This window comes from Streptomyces sp. NPDC097595, assembly GCF_044761525.1.
GTDB lineage: Bacteria > Actinomycetota > Actinomycetes > Streptomycetales > Streptomycetaceae > Streptomyces > Streptomyces drozdowiczii_A.
Genome location: NZ_JBIWCN010000001.1, coordinates 158882 through 181586, shown reverse-complemented (window position 1 = coordinate 181586; position 22705 = coordinate 158882). Strand labels below are relative to the sequence as shown.

The 22705-nt window shown below is 73.3% G+C and carries 18 protein-coding genes; 8 read left to right on the top strand and 10 right to left on the bottom strand.

Translation table 11 applies throughout. The annotated features are described in order from the left end of the window. Positions 1-29: 29 nt before the first annotated feature. The 3 genes from ACIQZN_RS00775 to ACIQZN_RS00765 are packed head-to-tail and all read right to left on the bottom strand — an operon-like array spanning position 30 to position 3590. Positions 30-1244, bottom strand: coding sequence for an acetyl-CoA C-acetyltransferase (locus ACIQZN_RS00775; protein ID WP_403986316.1), 1215 nt, complete (start codon positions 1242-1244; stop codon positions 30-32). A 52-nt stretch (positions 1245-1296) separates the two neighbouring features. Beyond that, positions 1297-2439: an acyl-CoA dehydrogenase family protein gene (locus tag ACIQZN_RS00770; RefSeq protein ID WP_403986313.1), complete on the bottom strand. Its 1143-nt coding sequence runs from the start codon at positions 2437-2439 to the stop codon at positions 1297-1299. Beyond that, positions 2439-3590 carry a CaiB/BaiF CoA transferase family protein gene (locus ACIQZN_RS00765; protein WP_403986310.1) on the bottom strand — a complete coding sequence of 384 codons (1152 nt, stop codon included), beginning with the start codon at positions 3588-3590 and terminating at the stop codon, positions 2439-2441. The genes ACIQZN_RS00770 and ACIQZN_RS00765 overlap by 1 nt, the downstream gene beginning before the upstream one ends. 213 nt (positions 3591-3803) lie before the next feature. On the opposite strand from ACIQZN_RS00765, the gene ACIQZN_RS00760 reads away from it, so the two are divergent. Beyond that, positions 3804-4994, top strand: a complete 1191-nt coding sequence (locus ACIQZN_RS00760) for a saccharopine dehydrogenase family protein (RefSeq protein ID WP_403986307.1) — start codon at positions 3804-3806, stop codon at positions 4992-4994. A gap of 6 nt (positions 4995-5000) precedes the next feature. Here ACIQZN_RS00760 and ACIQZN_RS00755 read toward each other — a convergent pair whose 3' ends face one another. Next, entirely contained in the window at positions 5001-5663 is a 663-nt protein-coding gene (locus ACIQZN_RS00755; protein WP_403987358.1) for an endonuclease V, read from the bottom strand. Between the two features lie 68 nt (positions 5664-5731). On the opposite strand from ACIQZN_RS00755, the gene ACIQZN_RS00750 reads away from it, so the two are divergent. The 4 genes from ACIQZN_RS00750 to ACIQZN_RS00735 all read left to right on the top strand — a co-directional run bounded on the left by ACIQZN_RS00750 (position 5732) and on the right by ACIQZN_RS00735 (position 9683). Next, positions 5732-6025 (top strand): YciI family protein, encoded by a 294-nt coding sequence (locus tag ACIQZN_RS00750; protein ID WP_403986304.1) that lies wholly within the window; start codon positions 5732-5734, stop codon positions 6023-6025. Between the two features lie 148 nt (positions 6026-6173). Further along, a complete protein-coding gene (locus ACIQZN_RS00745) occupies positions 6174-6587 on the top strand; it encodes an SsgA family sporulation/cell division regulator (RefSeq protein WP_403986301.1) in 414 nt (137 codons plus the stop codon). A gap of 315 nt (positions 6588-6902) precedes the next feature. After that, a complete protein-coding gene (locus ACIQZN_RS00740; RefSeq protein WP_403986298.1) occupies positions 6903-8534 on the top strand; it encodes an ABC-F family ATP-binding cassette domain-containing protein in 1632 nt (543 codons plus the stop codon). Positions 8535-8708: 174 nt separating this feature from the next. Continuing rightward, complete coding sequence (locus ACIQZN_RS00735) at positions 8709-9683, top strand: acyl-ACP desaturase (protein WP_403986295.1); 975 nt, start codon at positions 8709-8711, stop codon at positions 9681-9683. Positions 9684-9727: 44 nt separating this feature from the next. Here the strand turns inward: ACIQZN_RS00735 and ACIQZN_RS00730 are convergent, their stop codons facing one another. Next, entirely contained in the window at positions 9728-13090 is a 3363-nt protein-coding gene (locus ACIQZN_RS00730; protein ID WP_403986292.1) for a hypothetical protein, read from the bottom strand. A 72-nt stretch (positions 13091-13162) separates the two neighbouring features. Here ACIQZN_RS00730 and ACIQZN_RS00725 point away from each other — a divergent pair, with 72 nt between their 5' ends. After that, positions 13163-14080 (top strand): chitosanase, encoded by a 918-nt coding sequence (locus ACIQZN_RS00725; RefSeq protein ID WP_403987355.1) that lies wholly within the window; start codon positions 13163-13165, stop codon positions 14078-14080. 28 nt (positions 14081-14108) lie between these two features. Here ACIQZN_RS00725 and ACIQZN_RS00720 read toward each other — a convergent pair whose 3' ends face one another. Continuing rightward, the gene (locus ACIQZN_RS00720) at positions 14109-15692 is read right to left on the bottom strand and encodes a GMC family oxidoreductase (RefSeq protein ID WP_403986289.1); all 1584 of its coding nucleotides are present in this window, start codon (positions 15690-15692) and stop codon (positions 14109-14111) included. Between the two features lie 97 nt (positions 15693-15789). Then, positions 15790-16044 carry a WhiB family transcriptional regulator gene (locus tag ACIQZN_RS00715; RefSeq protein ID WP_018100193.1) on the bottom strand — a complete coding sequence of 85 codons (255 nt, stop codon included), beginning with the start codon at positions 16042-16044 and terminating at the stop codon, positions 15790-15792. A gap of 145 nt (positions 16045-16189) precedes the next feature. On the opposite strand from ACIQZN_RS00715, the gene ACIQZN_RS00710 reads away from it, so the two are divergent. Continuing rightward, entirely contained in the window at positions 16190-18364 is a 2175-nt protein-coding gene (locus ACIQZN_RS00710; RefSeq protein WP_403986286.1) for a DEAD/DEAH box helicase, read from the top strand. A gap of 9 nt (positions 18365-18373) precedes the next feature. Here ACIQZN_RS00710 and ACIQZN_RS00705 read toward each other — a convergent pair whose 3' ends face one another. The 3 genes from ACIQZN_RS00705 to ligD form a co-directional block, all read right to left on the bottom strand. Further along, positions 18374-19321, bottom strand: coding sequence for a multicopper oxidase domain-containing protein (locus ACIQZN_RS00705; RefSeq protein ID WP_403986283.1), 948 nt, complete (start codon positions 19319-19321; stop codon positions 18374-18376). A gap of 140 nt (positions 19322-19461) precedes the next feature. Beyond that, complete coding sequence (locus ACIQZN_RS00700) at positions 19462-20523, bottom strand: ABC transporter permease (protein WP_403986280.1); 1062 nt, start codon at positions 20521-20523, stop codon at positions 19462-19464. Further along, positions 20520-21530: a non-homologous end-joining DNA ligase gene (gene ligD / locus ACIQZN_RS00695; RefSeq protein WP_403987352.1), complete on the bottom strand. Its 1011-nt coding sequence runs from the start codon at positions 21528-21530 to the stop codon at positions 20520-20522. The genes ACIQZN_RS00700 and ligD overlap by 4 nt, the downstream gene beginning before the upstream one ends. A gap of 97 nt (positions 21531-21627) precedes the next feature. On the opposite strand from ligD, the gene ACIQZN_RS00690 reads away from it, so the two are divergent. Further along, a complete protein-coding gene (locus tag ACIQZN_RS00690; RefSeq protein ID WP_403986277.1) occupies positions 21628-22692 on the top strand; it encodes an ATP-dependent DNA ligase in 1065 nt (354 codons plus the stop codon). Positions 22693-22705 lie beyond the last annotated feature (13 nt).

The following is a 22705-nucleotide window of genomic DNA, read 5'->3' as shown; positions in this document are numbered from 1 at the left end:
TGTGTCTTCTCCGTAGGAAGGGGGGACGGTCAGAGACGCTCGACGACGGTGGCGATGCCCATGCCGCCGCCCACGCACAGGGTGGCGAGGCCGTAGCGCTGGTCCCGGCGCTCCAGTTCGTCGATGAGGGTGCCGAGGATCATGGCGCCGGTGGCGCCCAGCGGGTGGCCGAGCGCGATGGCGCCGCCGTTGACGTTGACCTTGTCGAGGGAGACGCCCATGTCCCGGACGAACCGCAGGACGACCCCGGCGAAGGCCTCGTTGATCTCGATGAGGTCGATGTCGTCGATGGTCAGTCCGGCCTTGGCGAGCGCCTTGCGGGAGGCGGGGGCGGGGCCGGTGAGCATGATGGTCGGCTCGGAGCCGGAGACGGCGGCGGAGACGATACGGGCGCGCGGGGTGAGCCCGTATCGCTCGCCGATCCCCTGATTGCCGATGGCGACGAGGGACGCGCCGTCCACGATGCCGGAGGAGTTGCCCGCGTGGTGGACGTGGTCGATCTTCTCGACCCAGTGGTACTTCTGGAGGGCCACCGCGTCGAAGCCGCCCATCTCGCCGATCGTCGCGAAGGAGGGCTTGAGCCCGGCGAGGGAGTCGGCGGTGGTGCCGGGGCGCATGTGCTCGTCGTGGTCGAGGACGACGAGGCCGTTGCGGTCCTTGACGGGGACGACGGACCGGGCGAAGCGGTTGTCCTTCCACGCCTCGGCGGCCCGCTCCTGGGAGAGCGCGGCGTACTCGTCCACATCGCGGCGGGAGAAGCCCTCGATGGTGGCGATGAGGTCGGCGCCGATGCCCTGCGGTGCGAAGCCGGTCTCGTAGTTGGTCATCGGGTCCATCGCCCAGGCGCCGCCGTCGGAGCCCATCGGCACCCGGGACATCGACTCGACGCCGCCCGCGAGGACCAAGTCCTCCCAGCCCGAACGCACCTTGGCGGCGGCCAGGTTGACGGCTTCGAGGCCCGAGGCGCAGAAGCGGTTCTCCTGGACGCCGGCGACGGTGTCGGGGAGGCCGGCCGCGATGGCGGCGATCCGGGCGATGTCGGAGCCCTGGTCGCCGAGCGGGCTGACCACGCCGAGGACGATGTCGTCCACGGCGGCCGGGTCCAGGCTCGGGAAGCGGGCGCGGATCTCGTGGATCAGGCCGACGACGAGGTCGATGGGCTTGGTGCCGTGCAGGGCGCCGTTGGCCTTGCCGCGGCCGCGCGGGGTGCGGATCGCGTCGTAGACGAATGCTTCGGTACTCAAGACAGCTGCCTTTCGGGGGTGGTGGCGCGAGCGTGGTGCGACGAGGGTGGGGTCAGGCGAGCAGCGAGCGGCCGATGATCTCCTTCATGATCTCGGTCGTGCCGCCGTAGATGGTCTGGATGCGGCCGTCGGTGAACGCCCGGGCCACCGGGTACTCCGCCATGTAGCCGTAGCCGCCGTGCAGTTGGAGGCATCGGTCGGCGACGCGCTTCTGCAGTTCGGTCGCCCACCATTTCGCCATCGAGGCGTGCACGGCGTCGAGGGTGCCGTCGGAGTGGTCGACGATGCAGCGGTCGAGGAAGGCCCGGGTGACGGCGCACTCGGTGGCCATCTCCGCGATCTCGAAGCGGATGTGCTGGAGCTTGGCGAGCGGCCGGCCGAATGCCTCGCGCTCCTTGACGTAGGCGGTGGTGATCTCCAGGAGGTGTTCGGCGGCGGCGATCCCGGCGACGGCTATGCCCATGCGTTCCTGGGCGAGGTTGGTCATCAGGTGGATGAAGGCGCCGTCGCGCTCGCCGAGCAGGTTCTCCTTGGGGACGCGCACGTCGTTGAAGAACAACTCGGCCGTGTCCTGCGACTTCTGGCCGATCTTGTCGAGGTTGCGGCCCCGCTCGAAGCCCTCCGCGCCGCGCTCGACCACGATCAGCGAGAGGCCCTTGGCGCCGCCTTCCGGGGTGGTCTTCGCGACGACGACCACCAGGTCGGCCAGGATGCCGTTGGAGATGAAGGTCTTGGAGCCGTTGAGCAGCCAGTGGTCGCCCTTGTCCTCGGCGGTGGTGCGGATGCCCTGGAGGTCGGAGCCGGCGCCCGGTTCGGTCATGGCGATGGCGGTGATGGTCTTGCCGCTGCAGAAGCCGGGCAGCCAGCGCCGCTTCTGCTCGTCCGTGGCGAGGCCGGTGAGGTACGGGCCGATGATGTCGTTGTGCAGCCCGAGCGCGATCCCGGGGGTGCCGGCCCGGGTGAACTCCTCGGCCAGGACCGCGCTGTAGCGGAAGTCGGTGGTGCCGCCGCCCCCGTACTCCTCGGGCACCGCGAGGCCGAGGAGGCCCTGCCGGCCTGCAGCGCGCCACGCCTCGCGCGAGACGATGCCGTCCTTCTCCCACTGCTCGTAGTGCGGAAGGACCTCCTTGGCGAGGAAGGTGCGCACGGTCTCGCGGAACGCGTCGTGCTCTTCGGTGAAGATCTGCCGCTGCATCAGGGGGTGGTGTCCTTCCGGGTGGTCCGCAGGCCGGGCACGTCCCAGTCGGCGGCGACGGCATCGGTGTCCGCGCCCGGCAGGACGGGCCCGGTGCGCACGGAGGTGGGTGTGGCCGAGAAGCGGGGCGCGGGCGCGGGCTGGGTGAGTCCGCCGTGCTCCACGAAGGTGGCGCGGGCGGCGAGATGCGGGTGGTGCGGGGCCTCGCGGAGCGAGAGGACCGGGGCCGCACAGGCGTCCGACCCGTCGAAGACCTCGGTCCACTCGGCGCGGGTGCGGGTGCGGAACCGGTCCGCGACGGCGGCGCGCAGCTCGTCCCAGCGGGCCAGGTCGTTCCGGTCCGGGACGGTCTCCGCGATGCCGAGGAGCGTGACGAACTCCTCGTAGAACCGCTGCTCCAGCGGGCCCACCGCCATGTACTGCCCGTCGGCGGTCTCGTACGAGCCGTAGAACGGGCAGCTGCCGTCCAGCAGGTTGGCGCCGCGCCGGTCCTGCCAGCTCCCGGCCGCGAGCATGCCGTGGATCATCGTGGCGAGGTGGGCGGCGCCGTCGACGATCGCCGCGTCGACCACCTGTCCGGTGCCGCCGGGCGTACGGGCGTGCTGGAGGGCGGCGAGGATGCCGACGACGAGGTAGAGCGAACCACCCGCGTAGTCACCGACGAGGTTGGCGGGGACGGTGGGCGGTTCGCCGGGCCTGCCGATCATGGAGAGGGTGCCGGTGAGCGCGATGTACGCGATGTCGTGCCCGGCGCGCTCGGCGAGCGGTCCGTCCTGGCCCCAGCCGGTCATCCGCCCGTAGACCAGCTTCGGGTTGCGGGCCAGGCAGGCTTCGGGGCCCACTCCGAGGCGTTCCGCGACGCCCGGCCGGTAGCCCTCGATGAGGACGTCGGCGCGGGCGGCCAGGTCCAGGACGGTGGCCGGGCCGTCCGGGGCCTTGAGGTCGACGAGCACGGAGCGCTTGTTGCGGTTGGTGAGGTCGCGGGCCGGGTCGATGCCGAGTCCGGCGCCGCCGGGGCGGTCGACGCGCACCACGTCGGCGCCCAGATCGGCCAGGAGCATCGCGGCGAACGGGCCGGGGCCGATACCGGCGAGCTCCACCACCCGCAGGCCGTCGAGCGGCCCGCGCGGGCCGTTCCCTGGTGTCGCCATCGAGCCCCCAGTGGTATGACACAACTGATGTAACATCGATGATGCTAAGAACGCACCGCGCTCCGCACAACCCCCTGGGCCGAGCAAGCGCTTAGTTCTTCTCGCGGATACCCATGGATACTCCCCCATGACCCCCTCCCGCCCGCACACCGCCACGGCGGCCGCGCTAACCTCTGCTCGCTCCGTCCGGCGCCGTCCTCCGTGGAGGCTTTCGTGAACAGGCAGAACGGGCCCGCACGCCCCTATGACGTAGTCCTTTTCGGCGCCACCGGTTTCGTGGGCGCGCTCACCGCCGAGTATCTGGCCCGGCACGCCCCCGAGGGCTGCCGCTGGGCCCTCGCCGGACGCGACCGCGCCAAGCTGGAGAAGCTGCGCACCCGGCTGACCGCCCTCGATCCGCGCTGCGCGGACCTGCCGCTCATCCAGGCGGACGCCTCCGACAAGGGTTCGCTGCGCGAACTCGCCGAGTCCACGCACGTGGTGGCGACGACCGTCGGCCCCTACGTCTGGTACGGCGAGGAGCTGGTCGCCGCCTGCGCGGAGGCGGGGACGGACTACACGGACCTCACGGGCGAGCCGGAGTTCGTGGACCGGATGTACGTGGCGCACGACACCCGGGCCCGCGAGACCGGCGCCCGCATCGTGCACGCCTGCGGCTTCGACTCCGTGCCGCACGACCTCGGCGCCTACTTCACGGTCCGGCAGCTGCCCGAGGACGTGCCGCTGCGCGTCGACGGCTTCGTCCGCAGCAACGCCGTCTTCTCCGGCGGTACGTTCGCCTCGGCGCTCACCGCGATGGGCCGTGGCGCGCAGACGGCGCGCGCCGCGAAGGAGCGCCGGCTGTACGAGCCCCGGCTGGCCGGCCGCCGGGTCCACGCCCCGCTCGGCCGCCCGCACTTCAGCCCGGAGACCGGCACCTGGGCGCTTCCGCTGCCGACGCTCGACGCGCGGATCATCGCCCGCTCGGCGAAGGCGCTGCCCCGCTACGGCCCCGACTTCCGCTACCGCCACTACGCCTCGGTCAAGCGCCTCCCCGTGGCCCTCGGCTCCACCGCCGCGCTCGGCGTGCTGCTCGGCGCCGCGCAGGTACCGGCCGCGCGGGAGTGGCTGATGGGGCGTTACGAGCCCGGGGCGGGCCCGGACGCGGAGCGCAGGCGGCGCAGCTGGTTCACCGTGCGGTTCGTCGGCGAGGGCGGCGGGCGGCAGGTGTTCACGGAGGTCTCGGGCGGCGATCCGGGGTACGACGAGACGGCGAAGATGCTGGCGGAGTCCGCGCTGTGCCTGGCGCTGGACGAGCTGCCGGCCACCTCGGGGCAGGTCACGACGGCCGCCGCGATGGGCGACGCGCTGCTGGACCGGCTGGTGGCGGCGGGGCTGCGGTTCCGGGTGGCGGCGGTGCGCTGAGCGCCTTCAGCCGGTGGCCTCGCGCAGGGCCCTGCGGCAGAGGGCGTCCGCCCTGCGCGTGGTCTCCGGCTGCCGGAAGTCCCGGGCGAGCGCGAGGGTGTGCGCGACGGCGTTGTCCAGACCGGTGCGGTGTCCGACCGAGACGTAGACCGGTTTGGTGCCGGCCCGGGTGCGCAGGGCCCGGCCGACCTCCTCCGCCCCGTCCAGCAGCGGCGACTGGTCCCCGCGCTCCGGGCCGGGCGGCTCGTGGGTGAAGGTGAACGGGTTCTTGGCGACGCCGATGACCGGGAGCCCGGTGAGGACGCCGAGGTGGCTGGCGAGGCCGAAGCGGCGGGGGTGGGCCCTGCCGTACCCGTCGCAGACGACGAGCCCGGGGCCGGTGCGCAGGTTCTCCAGGGCGGCCAGGACGGTCGGGATCTCGCGGAAGGCCAGCAGCCCCGGGACGTACGGAAAGCTGACCCGCCCGACCGCGGTCGCCTCCTCGACCACCTCCAGCGTCGCGGCGTCGAGCACGACGGCCGCCGCCGCCACGATGTCCCGGTCGTCGTCGTAGGCGACGTCGACCCCGGTCACCCGGCCGGTCCCCGGCGGCGGGCCCGGCTCGTCGAGGATCACCCGGCCGCGCAGGGCGTCCTGGACGGCACGGGCCTCGGCGGCGTCGGAAGGCATGTGCAGCGCTGTCATGGTGCGTCCACCCTAGGCGGTGGCCCCGACGCCCCCGCCGGTAGCCTGAGATCATGTTCGTACTTGAGCTGTCCTACACCGCCCCGCTGGACCGCGTCGACGCGGCGCTGGACGCGCACGTCGCCTGGCTCGACCGGCAGTACGAGGCCGGGGTGTTCATCGCCTCCGGGCGCAAGAACCCCCGGGACGGCGGGGTGATCCTCGCGGTCGGGGACGACCGGGCGGCGATCGAGCGGCTGGCGGCGACCGATCCGTTCGTGGTCGAGGGCGTCTGCGCGTACCGAATCACCGAGTTCATCGCCACCAAGACCTCGGACGCGCTCGCCCCGTACCGCCAGCGGCTCTGACGGGTGCTCCGCCCGTAACGGGGCACGTGAACAGGCAGCGGTGTGCGGTGATACAGCTCACGCCGACTCCCGGTGCACGGATCGGCGGCTTCCGTCGTCTTTACGGGTGCCGGGAACCGTTCGTCCGGTCGCGAGAGGGAGCAGGTTCGTGTCCACGGTCATCGAACAGTCCGTACAGGCCCGCATGGTGGCGTCCGCGCCGCAGATGGAGACACTGCCCGCCGTCCTGAGCTATGACCGGGCGGACCCCTTCGCCGTACGCATGGCGTTCCCCGCGCCGGCGACGCTGGAAGGGACCGAGGTGTCCTGGCAGTTCTCCCGGGACCTGCTCGCCGCCGGGATGGAGGTCCCGTCCGGGCTCGGGGACGTACGGGTCAGACCGTTCGGCTACGACCGCACGGTGCTGGAGTTCCACGCCGCCGAGGGGATCGCGATGGTGCATGTCCGCACCGAGGATCTGCGCCGGTTCCTGCGCCGGGCCCAGGAGCTGGTGCCCTGCGGCCACGAGCGCCGCTTCCTCGACCTGGACCGGAATCTGACCGAGCTGTTCGGTTCCCGCTGAGTCCGCTCCCCTCGCGCGCGGGGCCCGTTAATTCGGTTGCTCCCTCTCCGAGCCCCGCGTAACTTCTCCGGTGTCCTTGTCGTCGCCGAATGGAGCAGGCCGTTGAAGGTCTGAGGTCCCGAGACACCGTGTCGCGTGCCATGACCGGCCTTTGCCGTGTCCGCGCGCCCGAGTGCGACCTCAGCTCTCCGAGCCGTCCTCCGCGACCAGGGCCTTCCCTCCGCGATCCCGGAATCTCCGCCGGAACGCGTCGAATGCCAGTGGCCGGTGTCTCGTCCCGTTGCCCTGTCCTTCCTCGCAACCGGGAGATTCCTCATGTCTGTCCCCACCGCCCACATCACCTGTTCCGGCCTCTCCCTGGTCTGGCCGGACGGCGGCCGCGCCCTGGACGGCCTCCAGCTCTCCGTGGGCCCCGGCCGCACGGGGCTCATCGGCCTCAACGGGGCCGGAAAATCGACCCTGCTCCGGCTGCTGGCCGGGGAACTGGCGCCTACCGAGGGCCGGATCAGCGTCTCCGGCGACGTGGGCTATCTGCCTCAGAACCTGGTCCTGGACACGGAGTTGCGGGTCGACGCCGCGCTCGGGATCGACACGGTCCGTACGGCGCTGCACGCCATCGAGGCCGGTGACGTCGGCGAGGAGCACTTCGCCGCCGTCGGCGACGACTGGGACGTCGAGGAGCGGGCCCGCGCCACCCTCGACGGGCTGGGCCTCGGCCACATCGGGCTCGACCGCACCATCGGCGAGATGTCGGGCGGCGAGTGCGTGCTGCTGCGGCTGGCCGCGCTGCTGCTGGCCCGGCCCGATGTGCTGCTGCTCGACGAGCCGACGAACAACCTGGACATGTACGCCAGGCAGCGCCTGTACGCGGCGGTCGACGCCTGGCACGGGGTGCTCGTCCTCGTCAGCCACGACCGGGAACTCCTGGAGCGCGTCGACCAGATCGCCGACCTGCGGGACTCCACCGTCACGTGGTACGGCGGCAACCTCTCCGCGTACGAGGAGGCGCTGGCGGTCGAGCAGGAGGCGGCGGAGCGCATGGTGCGCGTCGCCGAGGCCGATATGAAGCGGCAGAAGCGCGAACTGGCCGAGGCCCAGGTGAAACTGGCCCGGCGCAAGCGGTACGGGCAGAAGATGTCCGAGCAGAAGCGCGAGCCCAAGATCGTCATGGGGGCGCGCAAACGGGCCGCGCAGGAGTCCGCGGGCAAGCACCGGATCATGCACGCGGAGCGGCTGGCCGAGGCGAAGGAGCGCCTGGACGACGCCGTCGAGCTGGTCCGCGACGACGACGAGATCCGCGTCGAGCTGCCGCACACCCGGGTCCATCCGGGCCGGGGCGTCCTGGTCCTGCGCGATCTGGAACTCGCGTACGGGGCACGGGTGCGGGGCCAGTACGAGGTGCGCGGTCCGGAGCGCATCGCGCTGGTGGGGCGCAACGGGGCGGGCAAGACGACGCTGCTCCGTACGCTCGCCGGAGAGCTGGCACCGGTCTCCGGGGAAGCGGTCACCGAGGTCCCGCTGCGCTTCCTGCCCCAGCGGCTCGACGTGCTGGACGACGGGCTGAGCGTGGTGGAGAACGTGGCGCGGTTCGCCCCGGACGCCACCAACAACCACATCAGGGCGAGGCTCGCGCACTTCCTCTTCCGGGGTGCGCGGGCGGACCGGGCGGCGGGGACGCTGTCGGGCGGTGAGCGGTTCCGGGCGGCGCTGGCCGCGCTACTGCTGGCCGAACCGGCGCCCCGGCTGCTGATGCTGGACGAACCGACGAACAACCTCGACCTGGCGAGCGTACGACGGCTGACCGAGGCGCTGGCGGCGTACGAGGGGGCGCTCGTGGTGGCCGGCCACGATGTGCCGTTCCTGGAATCGCTGGGGATCACCCGCTGGCTGCTGCTCGACGGGGAGCTGCGGGACACCACGGCCGAGGAGGTGCGTGCCGGGCTCTGACAAGGGGACGAGGGGGGTGTGTGCCGGGCCGGCACACACCCCCCTTCGGCCTTTGATCACACAGAGTGAGCGACGCTCGCCCGTTCGGGCTTGGCCAGAGCCTTACCGTCGCTTTAACCTACGGTCTCGTAACCTACGAGTCCGTAGGTAATTCTCCCGTCCCCAGGAGCCCCCGTGACGATCACTTCTCCCCACCTCGGCAGTTCACAGGCGTGGACCGATGCCCACCTCCTGTATGCCCTCGAAGAGGTGGTCGAGAAGGAGCTCAACCGGCATCTCAAGGTCGCCAAGGACTGGATGCCGCACGAGTACGTCCCCTTCTCCGACGGGCGCAACTTCCCCGGCGTCTTCGAGGACGGCGAGGCGTGGCAGGCCGAGCAGTCCAAGGTCACCGACATCGGCAGGATCGCGCTCGTGGTCAACCTCCTCACCGAGGACAACCTCCCCAGCTACCACCACGAGATCGCCTCGCTCTTCGGCCGCGACGGTGCCTGGGGCACCTGGGTGCACCGCTGGACGGCCGAGGAGGGGCGGCACGGCATCGTGATGCGGGACTACCTGCTCACCTCGCGCGCCGTCGACCCGGACAAGCTGGAGCAGTTCCGGATGGCGCACATGGCGGAGGGCTTCGAGTCCGACAACCGGCACTCGATGCTGCACTCCGTGGCCTATGTGGCCTTCCAGGAGCTGGCGACCCGCGTCTCGCACCGCAACACCGGGCACCAGTCGGGCGACCCGGTCTGCGACCGCATGCTGGCGCGCATCGCGACCGACGAGAACCTGCACATGGTCTTCTACCGCAACCTGCTGGGCGCCGCCTTCCAGCTGGCCCCCGACCTGACGATGCAGTCCGTGCGCGACGTCGTCGTCAACTTCCGGATGCCCGGCCACGGCATGCCCGGCTTCGAGCGGGCCGCCGCGCAGATGGCGATCGGCGAGATCTACAACATGCGCATCCACCACGACGACGTCATCCAGCCGGTGCTGCGCTATCTGAAGGTGCTCGACATCGACGGGCTGGGCCCGGAGGGCCTGAAGGCGCAGGAGGAGCTGGGCCTGTACATGCACGGCCTGGACACCGAGGCCGCGAAGTTCGACGAGAAGCTGGCCGCCCGGAAGGCCCGCATGGCCGCCCGCGCCCAGGGCTGACCGCCCAGGCCCGACCGCACGGAGGTGACGCTCCGGGAGACCGCTCACTCCCGGACCGTCACCTCCGCGTACGCCGCGTCGCGCACCTCCGCCTCCGGGTGGCGCCGCAGCAGCCGCAGCTGGGTCCGCCACGGACCGGTCCACCCCGTGTGCCGCCCGCCGGCCGCGATCAGCCGCACCGCCAGCAGGCCGTGCGCGAGGCCGCCGTCCTCGGCGAGGCGCCCCGCCACCGCGAGCAGCATCGCCGCCCCGTCCTCGCCCTGCGGGAGACCATGGTGCGTGGCGTACAGGAGGGCGATGCGGGCGGCGAGCACCGGCCGGCCGGTGACCAGCAGGGCGATGCGGTCCAGCGCCGCGTGCAGCGTGTCCGCGTCGCTCTCCGGGTCCACCGCCCTGGCCAGCAGCTCGACGGCCTGCGGTACGTAGTCGCGGTGGCGGGCCAGCCGGTCGCCGGCGGCGGCGAGAACGGGGCGCAGGCTCGCGTCGGCGCGCGCCCCGGCCGCCGAGGCGAGGCGGTTCACCAGATGCACGGCCCGCTGCCGCTCGGGCCGGTCGCGGTCGCTGCCCGCGTCGTCCATGGCCACGGAGTCCGTGAGCGTGGCCAGCGCGCCCATCAGCGCCCGGGCGGCCTCCCCGGAGGCGGCGGGCGCGGCACCGGCCAGCGCGTCGGCGGCCGAGCGCCAGGAGCGGCGGCGCGCCAGGTCCGTCGTGGCGGCGGCCAGCACCTCGCAGATGCCCGGTTCCCACGGTATCCAGCGGCCCACCACGGCGTGGGCGGCGGCGGCCAGCTCCTCGTCGTCCGTGCCGCACACCTCCCGCACCAGGCGCGCGTAGCCGGTGCGGTGCGCGCCGGGCAGGTCCAGGGGCCGCACGCGCAGGACGGCGGTGCGCAGAACGGCGGGCCCGGCGGCGGCGTCCGCGAGCAGCCGCCACATCCGCCCGTCACCGAGCAGCCCGATGGCTCCGGCCACGCAGGCGGCCCGGACGTCCGGGTGCTGGTCGGGGGTTTCGTAGCCCTCGGTGACCAGGTCGGCCGCGGTCTCCCGGGGGAGCCGGGCCGCGGCGAGCCGGACGGCCTCCTTGCGGCTGGTGACCTTGCCGGTGCCCGGGGCCAGCCGGGCGCGGAGCATCGGGGCGAGGACGGAGGGGCGGACGTCCTGGGAGGCCCGGCCGGCCGCGAAGACGGCGACCCGGGCGCGGTCGTCCCCGGTGTGGGCGAGCAGGACGGGCAGCACCTCGGGGGCGCGGTCGGTGTGGCCGAGCGCGGTGAGCGCGGCCTCGGCGAGCACGACGTCGTCGGAGCCGGTCCACTCCCCCAGCGACTCGGCGCCGGTCCCGGGGATGCGGGCCAGGGCGGCGACGGCGCGCGCCCGCCCGTGCAGCGGCAGCTTCCCGTCGCGCGCCGCGTGGCGCAGGGCGCGTTCGGCGGCGCGGTGCTGGCGGGGCACCCAGCGGCGGATCTCGGGTCCGGGGTGGACGGTCCAGGGGCGGCCGGGGGTCAGGAAGCGGCCGTGCGGCGGCGGGGTCGCGAGGTACGGGTCGAGCAGGTCGGTCCGGGTGCGGGTGAGGACCGCCAGCACCTCGGGCAGGGTGCCGGCCGAGGGGTCGAGCGCGAGCAGCCGTTCGACGCGCTCGCCCCGGTCCGTGTCCGGTTCCAGCCACAGCCGGACGGCGGTCCGCGCGGTGGTGACCGAGCCGTAGCGGATCGCCTGCCACAGCAGGTCCTGGAGCTCGGGCAGCCCGGACGCGCGGCGGCCCAGCGCCCGGACGAGCGCGAACGCGAGCCCGTAGTCGCTCTTCTCCGCGCCCGCCTCCAGCCAGGGCCGCAGCGCCTCGAACACGTCGTGCTCCTGGCCCCTGCGCAGGGTGCGGTCGAGCCGTCCGAGGTCGGCGCCGCCGGTGTTGCCGGAGATCCGGACGAGGGTGCGCAGCGACCAGCTGACCAGGTTGCGGCGGCCCGTGACGGCGTGTTCGCGCAGCAGTCGCACGGCGAGGGTGCTCAGGGCGTGCCGGGTGGCGTAGGAGGAGTCCCGGGCCTCGACGGCGTCGGCCGCGATCCGGTCCAGGGCCGGTTCCATGGCCTCGGTGAACAGGGCGGCGGGTATGGACGCGAGGGCGAGGAGGGCGGCCGAGCGGACGGGGTCCTGTTCGTTGCGGAGCCTGGCCATGTCGTCCAGGAGTACGGCGACGGGTCCGGGTGCGCCGGTGCGCCCGGCGTTGCGGACGAGCAGCGGCCAGACGAGGGCCCGGTCCGCGGCGGCGGGCCGGCGGGTCGCGGCGAGCAGCCGGTCCCACACTTCGGCGGCCGGGAGGTATGACTCGGCGAGCAGCACGGTGTGCCAGTCCTCGCCGCGTTCGGCGGCCCTGGCGGCCATGCGGCGCGCCTCCTCGGCGACGCCGCTGCGGGGCAGGGCGTCGAGGAGGTCCGCGTCGACGGCGGGGCCGCCGGGGCCGCGTCCGGCGGTGACCGAGGCGTGCAGGGCCGTGCGCCGGCCGGGCGGGAGGGCGGCCAGGAGCCGGGCGAGTCCGGCCGAGTCCTGGGCCATGGCGCGGCCGAGCTCCACGACGAGCCCTTCGGGCGCGGTGCGGGCGAGGCGGAACAGGACGCCGTCGGGCACCCTGCGCGCCCCGTGCTCCAGCATCGGCCGGGTCTCGGGGCGCAGCAGCAGCCGGGCGGTGCGGGCCGGGTCGGCGGCGGCGAGGGCGCCGAGGCGGTGGGCCAGCGGCCAGGGCAGGGTGGCGGGGCCGAAGCGTTCGAGCAGATCGAGGACGCGGGCGGGCCGGGCGGCGGTGGCGGCGGCGATCCCGGGGGCGTACCGCTGCCACCACTCCGGGCGCTGCGGCTCGGGCAGTTCGGCGAGCTGGCGTTCGACGGCGTCGAGGAGGGGGCCGGGGTGGCTGCGGCCCAGGCCGCTCCAGCCGCGTACGGCGTACAGCAGCTCGGGCAGCAGCCGGGCCACGAGGTCGGCGGGGCAGCCCGGCAGCAGCACGGCCGCCTCGGCGTCGCCCCAGTCGGCGCGGACCCGTTCGAGGAGGCGGGTGGCGAGGTCGGTGCGCCGGTCGCGGACGACGGCCCGCAGCAGGCGGCGGCGCGCGGTGCGGGGCAGGTCGTCCAGGGCCCGTTCGTACGCCTCGTCGGGGACGCCGAGGCTCCGGGCGGCCCGCAGGGCGTGGCCCTGCACGAAGGGGTCCGGGTCGGCGAGGTGCGCGCCGGTCCACTCCGCGTCGCCGCCGACGGCCGCCGCGACGACGGCGATGCCCCGCTCGTACGGGCCGCCCCCGTCCAGCTCGTCAAGCACGCGGCGCAATTCCCCCGAAGCGGACAGAACGCGTGCCCGGGCGGCGAGTTCGCGCATGCGTCGGGGGTACGGGAGCGGGTCGATGGCCTTCAGCAGGGCGTCGGTCATGGGGCGATTCTGCCGTGCGGGGGTGTGCCGTCGGGGGTCGGGCGGGGACCGTACGCTGTGCCGGTGAAACCTGTGACCCGCTTCGTTCTCATCGGTGCGCCGCTGGCGATAGCCGTCGCCCTCGTCCTCAACACCGGCGGCGACGACGCCGGGCTGCCCACGGACTCCCCCAAGGCCGCCGAGGCGTCGCCCACCGGGCCGGTGAACCCGGACCCGTTCGCGGCGGCGGACGACGAGGAGCGGGCCGAGATGAACAAGCGGGTCGGCCGGGCGCCGGCCGGGCTCGCCGCGCCGGAGATGCGCGAGATCGCGTGGGAGCTGCTGGCCAGCGCGGAGGGCTCGACGCTGGAGTGGCGCACCCAGTACGCGACGATCGAGGACAGCGGCGACGGCACCGGTTACGCGGCGGGTCTCGTCGGTTTCTGCTCCGGTACGCACGACATGCTGGCGTTCGTCGAGGCGTTCACGGAGGACCACCCGGACAACCCGCTCGCCCCGTATATCCCCGCGCTGCGCAAGGTCGACGGGACCGGTTCGCACGAGGGCCTGGACCCGGGGTTCACGGGTGCGTGGAGGAAGGCGGCGGAGGACCCGGCGTTCCGCACGGCGCAGGAGGAGGTCCGGGACAAGCAGTACTTCGAGCCGGCGGTGCGCCTGGCGAAGCTGGACGGTCTCGGCCCGCTGGGCCAGTTCATCTACTTCGACACCATGGTGCTCCAGGGGCCCGGGCACGAGTCGGACTCCTTCTACGGCATCCGGCAGGCGGCGCTGGCCGAGGCGGACACGGTCGCGGAGGGCGGTGACGAGTCGGCGTATCTGGACATCTTCCTGGACACCGCGCGGGCCGTGATGAAGTCCAAGAAGAACCAGCAGCACGACACCTCGCGCATCGACACCGCGCAGCGCGTCTTCCTGGAGGACGAGAACCTCGGTCTGGAGCCGCCGCTGACCTGGAAGATGTACGGGGAGACGTTCCGTATCCCGTCGTGATCCCGGCCCCGCGGCGGCCCCTGGCCCCTTATGCGCGGGCGTCCTGCCTGATCAGTTCGGCGGCCTTCTCGGCGATGGCGACCGTGGGCGCGTGGGTGTGGCCCCGGGTGATGCGCGGCATGACCGAGGCGTCGACCACGCGCAGCCCCCGGACACCGCGCACCCGGAGCCGGGGGTCGGTGACCGATCCCGGGTCCTCGCCCATCCGGCAGGTGCCGACGGGGTGGTAGAGGGTTTCGGCCCCGGTCCGGATGGCCTCGGCCAGGCGGTCGTCGTCCACCTCGCCCGGGTAGTGGCCCATGGGCGTCGAGGTGTGCGGGGCGAGAGCCGTGTGCGCGAAGAGGCGTTCGGCGTGGCGGACGCCGTCCATCATGCGCCGCAGATCGGTGTCGGCGGCGAGATAGCCCGGGTCGATACGGAGGGCGGAGCGGGGGTCCGGGTGGTCCGTGTCCAGGGTGATGCGGCCGGTGCTCTCCGGCTGGAGGAGGACCACACCGATCGTGACGCCGTGTTCGGTGGGCGGGGTGAGTCCGTGGTCGATGAACGGGGCCGGGGCGAAGATCAGTTCGAGGTCCGGGGCGGCCGGTGCGGAGGCGCTGCGGACGAAGGCGACGGCCTCCGCGAGGTTGGAGCTGAGCGGTCCGCGTCCGGTGAGCAGGTAGCGGGCGATGTTCACCGGGGTGTCGGCGCCCGTCATGGTGACCGGGCGCGGGCAGTGCAGGGTGACCGCGAAGGACAGGTGGTCCTGGAGGTTGCGGCCGACGTCCGGTGACGCGGCGCGCACCTCGACTCCTGCACGGCGCAGTTCGCCGGGGTCGCCGATGCCCGAGCGCAGCAGCAGGTGCGGGGAGCCGATGGCACCGGCGCTGAGGATCACCTCCCGGCGGGCGGTGAGGGTCCCGGAGCCCTCGGTCTCCACGCCGGTGGCCCGGTCGCCGTCGAAGGCGAGGGCGCGGACGCGGGTGTGCGGGAGGATGTCCAGATTGGGGCGCCGGGCGGCCGGTTTGAGGTAGCCGTCGGCCGCGCTCCAGCGCCGCCCGCGCCGCTGGTTGACGGGGGTGAGGGCGACCCCGCTGTGGTCGGGCGCGTTCAGCTCGGGCAGGAACGTCAGGCCGTCGTCGCGGCAGGCGGTGACGAAGTCGGCGGTCAGCGGGGACGGGCTGCGGGGCGGCGCGATGTGCAGCGGGCCCTCGGTGCCGTACACCGTGGTGTCGCCGGCCGGTCCCGACCAGCGCTCGGCGCGCCGGAAGTAGGGCACGATCGCGTCGTGGCCCCAGTCCGGCCCGGCCGCCCCCGCCCACGCGTCGTAGTCGTCGCGGTGGCCGCGCACCCACATCATGGCGTTGATCGAGGAGGAGCCGCCCAGGGTGTGACCGCGCGGCCAGAACAGCTCACGGCCGCCGAGCGCGGGCTGCTTCACCGTGCTGAAGTCCCAGTCGAACGGGGTCTTGAACAGCTGCGGGAAGGCGGCCGGGATCCGGATCTCCTGCTTGCGGTCGGGTCCGCCCGACTCGACAAGGGCGACCCGCACGGTGGGGTCCTCGGACAGCCGCGCGGCCAGCACGCAGCCGGCCGAACCCGCCCCGACGACGACGTAGTCGTACTCGCTCAACTCGGCTTCTCCTCCAGGTCGACGCGGGTTCCGTCACGGTCACGGGGTCCGCGTACGGAAACGGTGGAGGCCGAAGTCTCGCACGTACAGCGCCGTTTCAGGCCCGCTCGCGGCCAACTCTGCGCAGCCGCTCCCGCTCCTTCTCGGACAGGCCGCCCCACACGCCGAAACGCTCGTCGTTGTCGAGGGCGTACTCCAGGCACGCCTGCCGCCCCTCGCAGGCGTTGCAGAGCTGCTTGGCCTCACGGGTGGAGCTGCCGGGGGCCGGGAAGAAGAACTCGGGGCCCGCCTGGGCGCACAGTGCTGTTTCCTGCCAGGAGAAGGCGGGGTCTGTCGCGGTGTTGATCAGCATGACGCCACAGTGCCGTGTCGCGATAAACGACTGATCAACGCCGCGTCAATCGCGCGTCCGCCCGGCCGGGGTGCCGGCGTCGCATGGGACGATATGAGCCATCGTGCGCCGAGGGCGGCGGGGTCGCGGAGACAGAGGGACGTACATGACCGAGGGCGGGGCACCGGCCGGGCGGGCCGCCCGGGAGCTGCTCGTACGCGCCGACGGTCTGCTGGACGCGGCGCGCGGGGTCCTCGCGGATCACGCCCGGGCCGTCACCGCCGTCCGGACGTGTCTGGATCCCCTGCTCGACGCCCTGGTGCGCGCCGATCTCGACTCCATCCCCGTCTCCCGGCTGAAGGACGTCACCGAGGGCCGGCTGCGCCTCGGCGCGATCGAGCAGGCGGGTTTCACGACGGTCGGGCAGGTGTACGGCGCCGGCCGCTACGAGCTCCGCCAGATCCCCGGCGTCGGTGCGCAGACGGCCGACCAGGCCCTGGCGGCGGCGGGCGGCATCGCGCACGCGGTGCGGGACACCGTCGCGGTGCGCATGGACGTGGACGACCGGAACGAGGCAGTGACCGCGCTGCTCGGCGCGCTGAACGGGCTGGTGGCGGCGGGCCCGGACGCCCGGCGGGCGGTGGACGGGGCGCGGGCGCTGGCCGGGCACCTCGATCCGCTGCTGACGGCGGCCGGTCCGGCGCGGACGCGGCTGCGGATGCTGCTCGCGGGGCGGCGGTCGCGGGCCGGGGTGCGGGAGGCGGTGACCGGGGTCCGGGCGGCCGTCGCCGACGCGGCGGAGCGCGGGCTGCCGCCGCTGTTCGCCCAGGTGTCGGCCGATCTGCTGCGGGAGCCGGGGTCCCCGGCGGCCGCCTGGGTCGACTTCGAACTCCGGTCCGCCGAGTACTACAGCCTGCTCGCGGAGCTGTCGGGCTCGGGGCCGGACCGGGACGCGGCGGAGGGGTTCCTGCCGTCGGGGACAGCCGACCGGGTGCGCGGGCTGCGGCTGGACGACGCCCGGCTGCGGGTCTCCCTGCGCGGCTACCAGTCGTTCGGTGCCCGGTTCGCGCTCGTCCAGAAGCGGGTGATCCTGGGCGACGAGATGGGGCTCGGCAAGACCGTCCAGGCCATCGCGGCCCTGGCGCACCTCGCGGCGCGCGGCGAGACGCACTTCCTGGTGGTGTGCCCGGCGAGCGTCCTCATCAACTGGACGCGGGAGGTCCGGGCCAGGTCCACGCTGCGCGCGCTGCCGGTGCACGGACCGGAGCGGCGGGAGGCGTTCGCGGAGTGGCGGGATTCCGGCGGGGTCGCGCTGACCACCTTCGACGCGCTGCACGCGCTGCCGGACGCCGGCGAGAGCGGGGTGCGGCCGGGGATGCTCGTGGTGGACGAGGCCCATTACGTGAAGAACCCGGAGACCCGTCGTTCGCGCGCGGTCTCCGGCTGGTCGGGGCGGACGGACCGGGTGCTGTTCCTGACCGGGACGCCGATGGAGAACCGGGTGGAGGAGTTCCGCAGCCTCGTCCGCCAGCTCCGGCCCGAGCTGGCCCCCTCGGTCGGCGCCGGGCACGGCGCGGCGGGCTCGCGGGCGTTCCGGCGCGCCGTGGCCCCCGCCTATCTGCGGCGCAATCAGGAGGACGTCCTCGCCGAACTGCCCGCCGTGGTCCAGGTGGACGAGTGGGAGGAGTTCAGCGAGGGCGACCTGCTGGCGTACCGGGAGGCGGTGGCCGAGGGGCACTTCATGCGGATGCGCCGGGCGGCGTACGCCCGTCCGGAGACCTCCGCCAAGCTGGACCGGCTGCGCGAACTGGTCACGGAGGCGGCGGGCAACGGCCTGAAGGTCGTGGTGTTCTCGTACTTCCGCGAGGTCCTGGAGACGGTGCGCGGCGCGCTCGGTGACGGGGTGTCCGGTCTGCTGTCGGGGAGCGTGGCGGCGGCCCGGCGCCAGGAAATGGTCGACGCGTTCACGGCGGCGGACGGTCACGCGGTGCTGCTGAGCCAGATCCAGGCGGGGGGCGTCGGGCTGAACATGCAGGCCGCGTCCGTCGTCATCCTGTGCGAACCGCAGATCAAGCCGACGACGGAGCACCAGGCCGTGGCCCGGGTGCACCGGATGGGCCAGATACGGACGGTCCGGGTGCACCGGCTGCTCGCCACGGACAGCATCGACCAGCGCATGCTGGACGTCCTGGCCCGCAAGGAGCGGCTGTTCGACGCGTACGCCCGGCGCAGCGATGTCGCCGAGACGACGCCGGACGCGGTGGACGTGTCGGAGGGCGAGCTGGCCCGCCGGATCGTGGAGGAGGAGCAGCGGCGCCTCGGCGCGGCGGCCCGTCCATGACGTAGGGCCCTACCCGTCGTGTCCCGGCACGCTGCCGTCCCGGTCGGCGACGAGGAGCATGCCGCCCATGCCCCGGTCGGCGTGGCTCTGCACATGGCAGTGGTACATCCAGGCGCCGGCGCCCACGTGTTCGCCCGCGATGACCTGGAAGCCGAAGGAGTCCGCCGGTCCGACGATCTTCGTGTCGACGACCCGGCTCGGGTCGTCGGGGCCGGTGAGCATGCCCGTGCGGTTGTCCGCCCAGCGGTGACCGTGCATATGGAACGTGTGGTAGAAGTCGCCGTGCGTGATCATGACGACTTCGAGCCGGTCCCCGAGCGTGGTCGTGAAGTCCGGGCTCTCGCCGGCCGGGGTGTTGTTGATGGACATGCCGTTGAAGACGATCGTGATCGTCTTGTCGGGCAGGATGTCGCCCCGCCGCCGGACGACCAGCGGTCCGTACAGCCCGTCGCGGATGCCGCCGGTGCCGTGGTCGGAGCCGACGGCGTGGTCGTGGTAGTGCCAGTAGCCCGCGCTGCCGGGCTGCCAGGTGCCGTCGCGGCGCAGGCCGGGGGTGTGGGTGCGCCAGGTGTACGTACGGGTGGCGCCGGGTTCGACGGTGCTGTGGTTCATCCGGGTGCCGTCGCTGGCGATGTCGTAGTCGACGCCGTGCGCGTGCAGCCCGGCCGGTACGTCCAGGGTGTTCACGAACTCGATGTGCAGGGTGTCGCCCTCGTTGAGCTCGATGAGCGGGCCGGGCACGGTGGCCTTGCCCTTTTCGAGCCCGTAGCCCATCCGGCCGTCCGGCAGCTTCTCCACGTACATGCGGATGTGCCGGACCACTCCCCCGGCGGGCGCGCGGCGGACCGGGTGCGGCAGGGCGGCGGCGGGTGCCGGGAGGGACAGCGACGCCACCCCCGCCGCCGCCACGGCCCCGCCGCCCATCAGCATCCGCCGGCTGAAACTTCTGCGGTCCATGTCGAACTCCCCACTGCTGCTGCCGAGGCTTTGGCGACGGGCCGTGACGGACCCGGGAAAATTGCTTACCCACAGTAAGGACAAAGTCCGCCTCAGGGCCGCCAAGCCCGGTGGGCGAGTCGCGAAATACGCCTGGCGGATCAGGTGGCCGTCGCCGCGTGCTGCGGCATGTGCGCGCGGCCGCCGGGGTGGCGGTGGCGCCAGACCCAGAAGACGGTGCACGAGACCAGCGCCCAGGCCGCGAGGACCAGATAGGGGAAGACGCGCTGGTGGCCCTGGTAGTAGACGGCGGTGTGCTGGGCGTTGACGGAGGCGCCCGGGGGCAGCCAGCGTCCGATGTGCCCGAGGAGCGAGGGCAGCAGCGGCCAGGAGACGGCCCCGCCGGACGAGGGGTTGCCGAGGAGCACCATGACGCCCCAGGTGGGCAGCATCGCCCACCGGCCGATCAGGGTGTTGAACATGGTGAAGACCATGCCCGAGGTGAACATCGTGAACGCGAGGATCAGCCAGGACTCGACGAAGGGCAGGTCCACCGCGCCCAGCAGCCAGTCGACCACGGCGGCGATGGCGAAGGCGCCCAGGAGCGAGTAGAGGATCGTGAAGCCGATCCGCTCCAACGGGATCAACGACCGGGCGTGCACGCTGAGCTGGATGGCGCCCACGAAGCCGATGATCACCGCGGCGAGCGAGATGTAGAAGAGCGCGAGCCCGCGCGGGTCGCCCTTCTGGAGGGGTTTGACGTCCTGCACGGCCACCGGGACGGAGAGCGCGTCCCCCACCTTCACGGCGGACTCGGCGAGCAGCTGGGCGACGGCCGCCCCGGAGGCCGCGGCCACGTCCAGGGACACGCCCCGGGCGCCGGACCGCACGATGGCGAAGACCTCCTGCTCCTCCAGGGCCTCGCGCGCGGCGGCCGCCGTCGGGTAGACGTGGATGACCAGGGAGGCGTCGAGGGCCTTGTCCATCCCGGCGACGAACTCCCGGCCGCGCGCGGTCTCCGGCTCGCTGACCACGGCGGTGGGAATGCTGTGCGGGGTCGGGTTGGCCATGGCGTACGTGTAGGAGCCGGCGAAGAGCCCGGCGGCGGCCGAGAGGATGAACAGCAGCACGATCGCCGGGAAGTACGGGGACTCCTTGAAGCCCTGCCACTTCTGGCCCCGGGTCAGCGGCCGGCCGTGCGCCCCGTGCTCCGGCTCGCTCACGCCTGGTCGTCCTCGTCACGGCGGGCGCGGCTCGGCTGCACGCGCTTGGGCTCGCCGGGCATCTTCGGGTACTCGGGCGGGTAGGGCAGGTCGCCGGGGCCGCCGTCGCTCGCGTGGCGGTCGGCGAGTTCCAGCAGCGAGTCCAGGCGGAACGCCTCCTGGTCCATGTCGGCGTGCACATCGCCGTGTTCCGCGTACCGCACGGGCATGGTGCGGAGGTCGAAGTCGCGGGGCTCGGCGTCGTCCATCTCCTCCCAGCGCAGCGGGGCGGAGACCGGGGCGTGCGGGAAGGGCCGTACGGAGTACGCGGAGGCGATGGTGCGGTCGCGGGCGGTCTGGTTGTAGTCGACGAAGATCCGCTCGCCGCGCTCCTCCTTCCACCAGGCGGTGGTCACCCGGTCCGGCATCCGGCTCTCCAGCTCGCGCCCGACCGCGATGGCCGCGCGCCGCACCTCGGTGAAGGTCCAGCGCGCCTCGATGGGCACGAAGACGTGGATGCCGCGCCCGCCGGACGTCTTGGGCCAGCCGCGCAGCCCGTGCTCCTCCAGGACACCGCGCAGCTCCTGGGCGGCGCGGACCGCGTCGGCGTAATCGGTGCCGGGCTGCGGGTCCAGGTCGATGCGCAGTTCGTCCGGGTGGTCGGTGTCCCCGCCTCGGACGGGCCAGGGGTGGAAGGTCAGGGTGCCGAGATTGGCGGCCCAGAGGACGGCGGCGACCTCGGTGGGGCACATCTCCCGGGCGGACCGCCCGCTCGGGAAGGCGATCGTGGAGGTGGGGATCCAGTCGGGGAGGTTCTTGGGGGCGCGCTTCTGGTAGAAGAACTCGCCCTCGACGCCGTCCACGAACCGCTGGAGGGTGGTGGGCCGGTTGCGCAGGGCGCGCAGGATGCCGGGGCCGACGGCGAGGAAGTACTCGGCGACGTCCCTCTTCGTATAGCCCTTCTCCGGGAAGTAGACCTTGTCCGGATTCGACAGCCGGACCGCCCGCCCGGCCGCGTCCAGCTCCACCGCTGTGCCCGCTGCTGCCATGTCGGCCACGGTAGGCCGGGCACACATATGCCGCATATCGGGAGACTCCGGTCGCCGTACGGTTCAGAATCGGGCCATGGACCTGCCGGTGATGCCGCCCGTGAAGCCGATGCTCGCCAAGTCCGTGAAGCGGATTCCGCCGGGCATGCAGTACGAGGCGAAGTGGGACGGCTTCCGGGCGATCGTGCACCGGGACGGTGACGAGGTGGTGATCGGCAGCCGGACCGGCAAGCCGCTCACCCGGTACTTCCCCGAGCTGGTCACCGCCGTCCGGGACAATCTGCCGGAACGCTGCGTGGTGGACGGCGAGATCGTCGTCGCGCACGAGGGCCGCCTCGACTTCGACCGGCTCAGCGAGCGCATCCACCCCGCCGAGTCCCGGGTGCGGCTGCTGGCCGAGCAGACCCCGGCCGCCCTGATCGCCTTCGACCTACTGGCGCTGGGCGACGAATCGCTCCTGGACACCCCGCAGGCGGACCGCCGCACGGTCCTGGAGGCGGCGCTCGCCAAGGCGTCGGCCCCCGTGTATCTGGCCCCGTCCACGACCGACCCGGCCCGCGCCGGTGAGTGGTTCGAGGAGTACGAGGGGGCGGGGCTCGACGGGGTCGTCGCGAAGCCGCTCGACGCGCCGTACCGGCCGGACGTCCGGGCCATGTACAAGATCAAGCACGAGCGGACCGCCGACTGCGTGGTGGCCGGCTACCGCTTCCACAAGAGCGGCCCGGTCGTCGGCTCGCTGCTGCTCGGCCTGTACGACGACAGCGGCGCGCTCCAGCACGTCGGGGTGTGCGCGGCCTTCCCGATGAAGCGCCGCGCGGAGCTCGTCACCGAGCTGGAGCCCCTGCTGACCGACGCCGACGACCACCCGTGGCGCGCCTGGGCCGAGGCCGAGGCGCACCTGGGCGCCCGGCTGCCCGGCGCCCCGAGCCGCTGGTCCGGCAAGAAGGACATGTCCTGGGTGCCGCTGCGGCCGGAGCGGGTCTGCGAGGTGGCGTACGACCACATGGAGGGCGACCGCTTCCGGCACACGGCCCAGTGGCGCCGCTGGCGCCCCGACCGTACGCCGGACAGCTGCACGTACGCACAGCTGGAGGAGGTCGTGCGCTACGACCTCGCCCAGGTGCTGGCGGGCGGCGGCTGAGCCCGTCGAGAGA

What these genes read in the sequence shown, in the direction of transcription:
- ACIQZN_RS00770 (WP_403986313.1), bottom strand. Translation starts at nt 2,439, where the DNA reads ATGCAGCGGCAGATCTTCACCGAAGAGCACGACGCGTTCCGCGAGACC.
- ACIQZN_RS00765 (WP_403986310.1), bottom strand. Translation starts at nt 3,590, where the DNA reads ATGGCGACACCAGGGAACGGCCCGCGCGGGCCGCTCGACGGCCTGCGG.
- ACIQZN_RS00755 (WP_403987358.1), bottom strand. Translation starts at nt 5,663, where the DNA reads ATGCCTTCCGACGCCGCCGAGGCCCGTGCCGTCCAGGACGCCCTGCGC.
- ACIQZN_RS00750 (WP_403986304.1), top strand. Translation starts at nt 5,732, where the DNA reads ATGTTCGTACTTGAGCTGTCCTACACCGCCCCGCTGGACCGCGTCGAC.
- ACIQZN_RS00740 (WP_403986298.1), top strand. Translation starts at nt 6,903, where the DNA reads ATGTCTGTCCCCACCGCCCACATCACCTGTTCCGGCCTCTCCCTGGTC.
- ACIQZN_RS00730 (WP_403986292.1), bottom strand. Translation starts at nt 13,090, where the DNA reads ATGACCGACGCCCTGCTGAAGGCCATCGACCCGCTCCCGTACCCCCGA.
- ACIQZN_RS00715 (WP_018100193.1), bottom strand. Translation starts at nt 16,044, where the DNA reads ATGCTGATCAACACCGCGACAGACCCCGCCTTCTCCTGGCAGGAAACA.
- ACIQZN_RS00710 (WP_403986286.1), top strand. Translation starts at nt 16,190, where the DNA reads ATGACCGAGGGCGGGGCACCGGCCGGGCGGGCCGCCCGGGAGCTGCTC.
- ACIQZN_RS00705 (WP_403986283.1), bottom strand. Translation starts at nt 19,321, where the DNA reads ATGGACCGCAGAAGTTTCAGCCGGCGGATGCTGATGGGCGGCGGGGCC.
- ACIQZN_RS00690 (WP_403986277.1), top strand. Translation starts at nt 21,628, where the DNA reads ATGGACCTGCCGGTGATGCCGCCCGTGAAGCCGATGCTCGCCAAGTCC.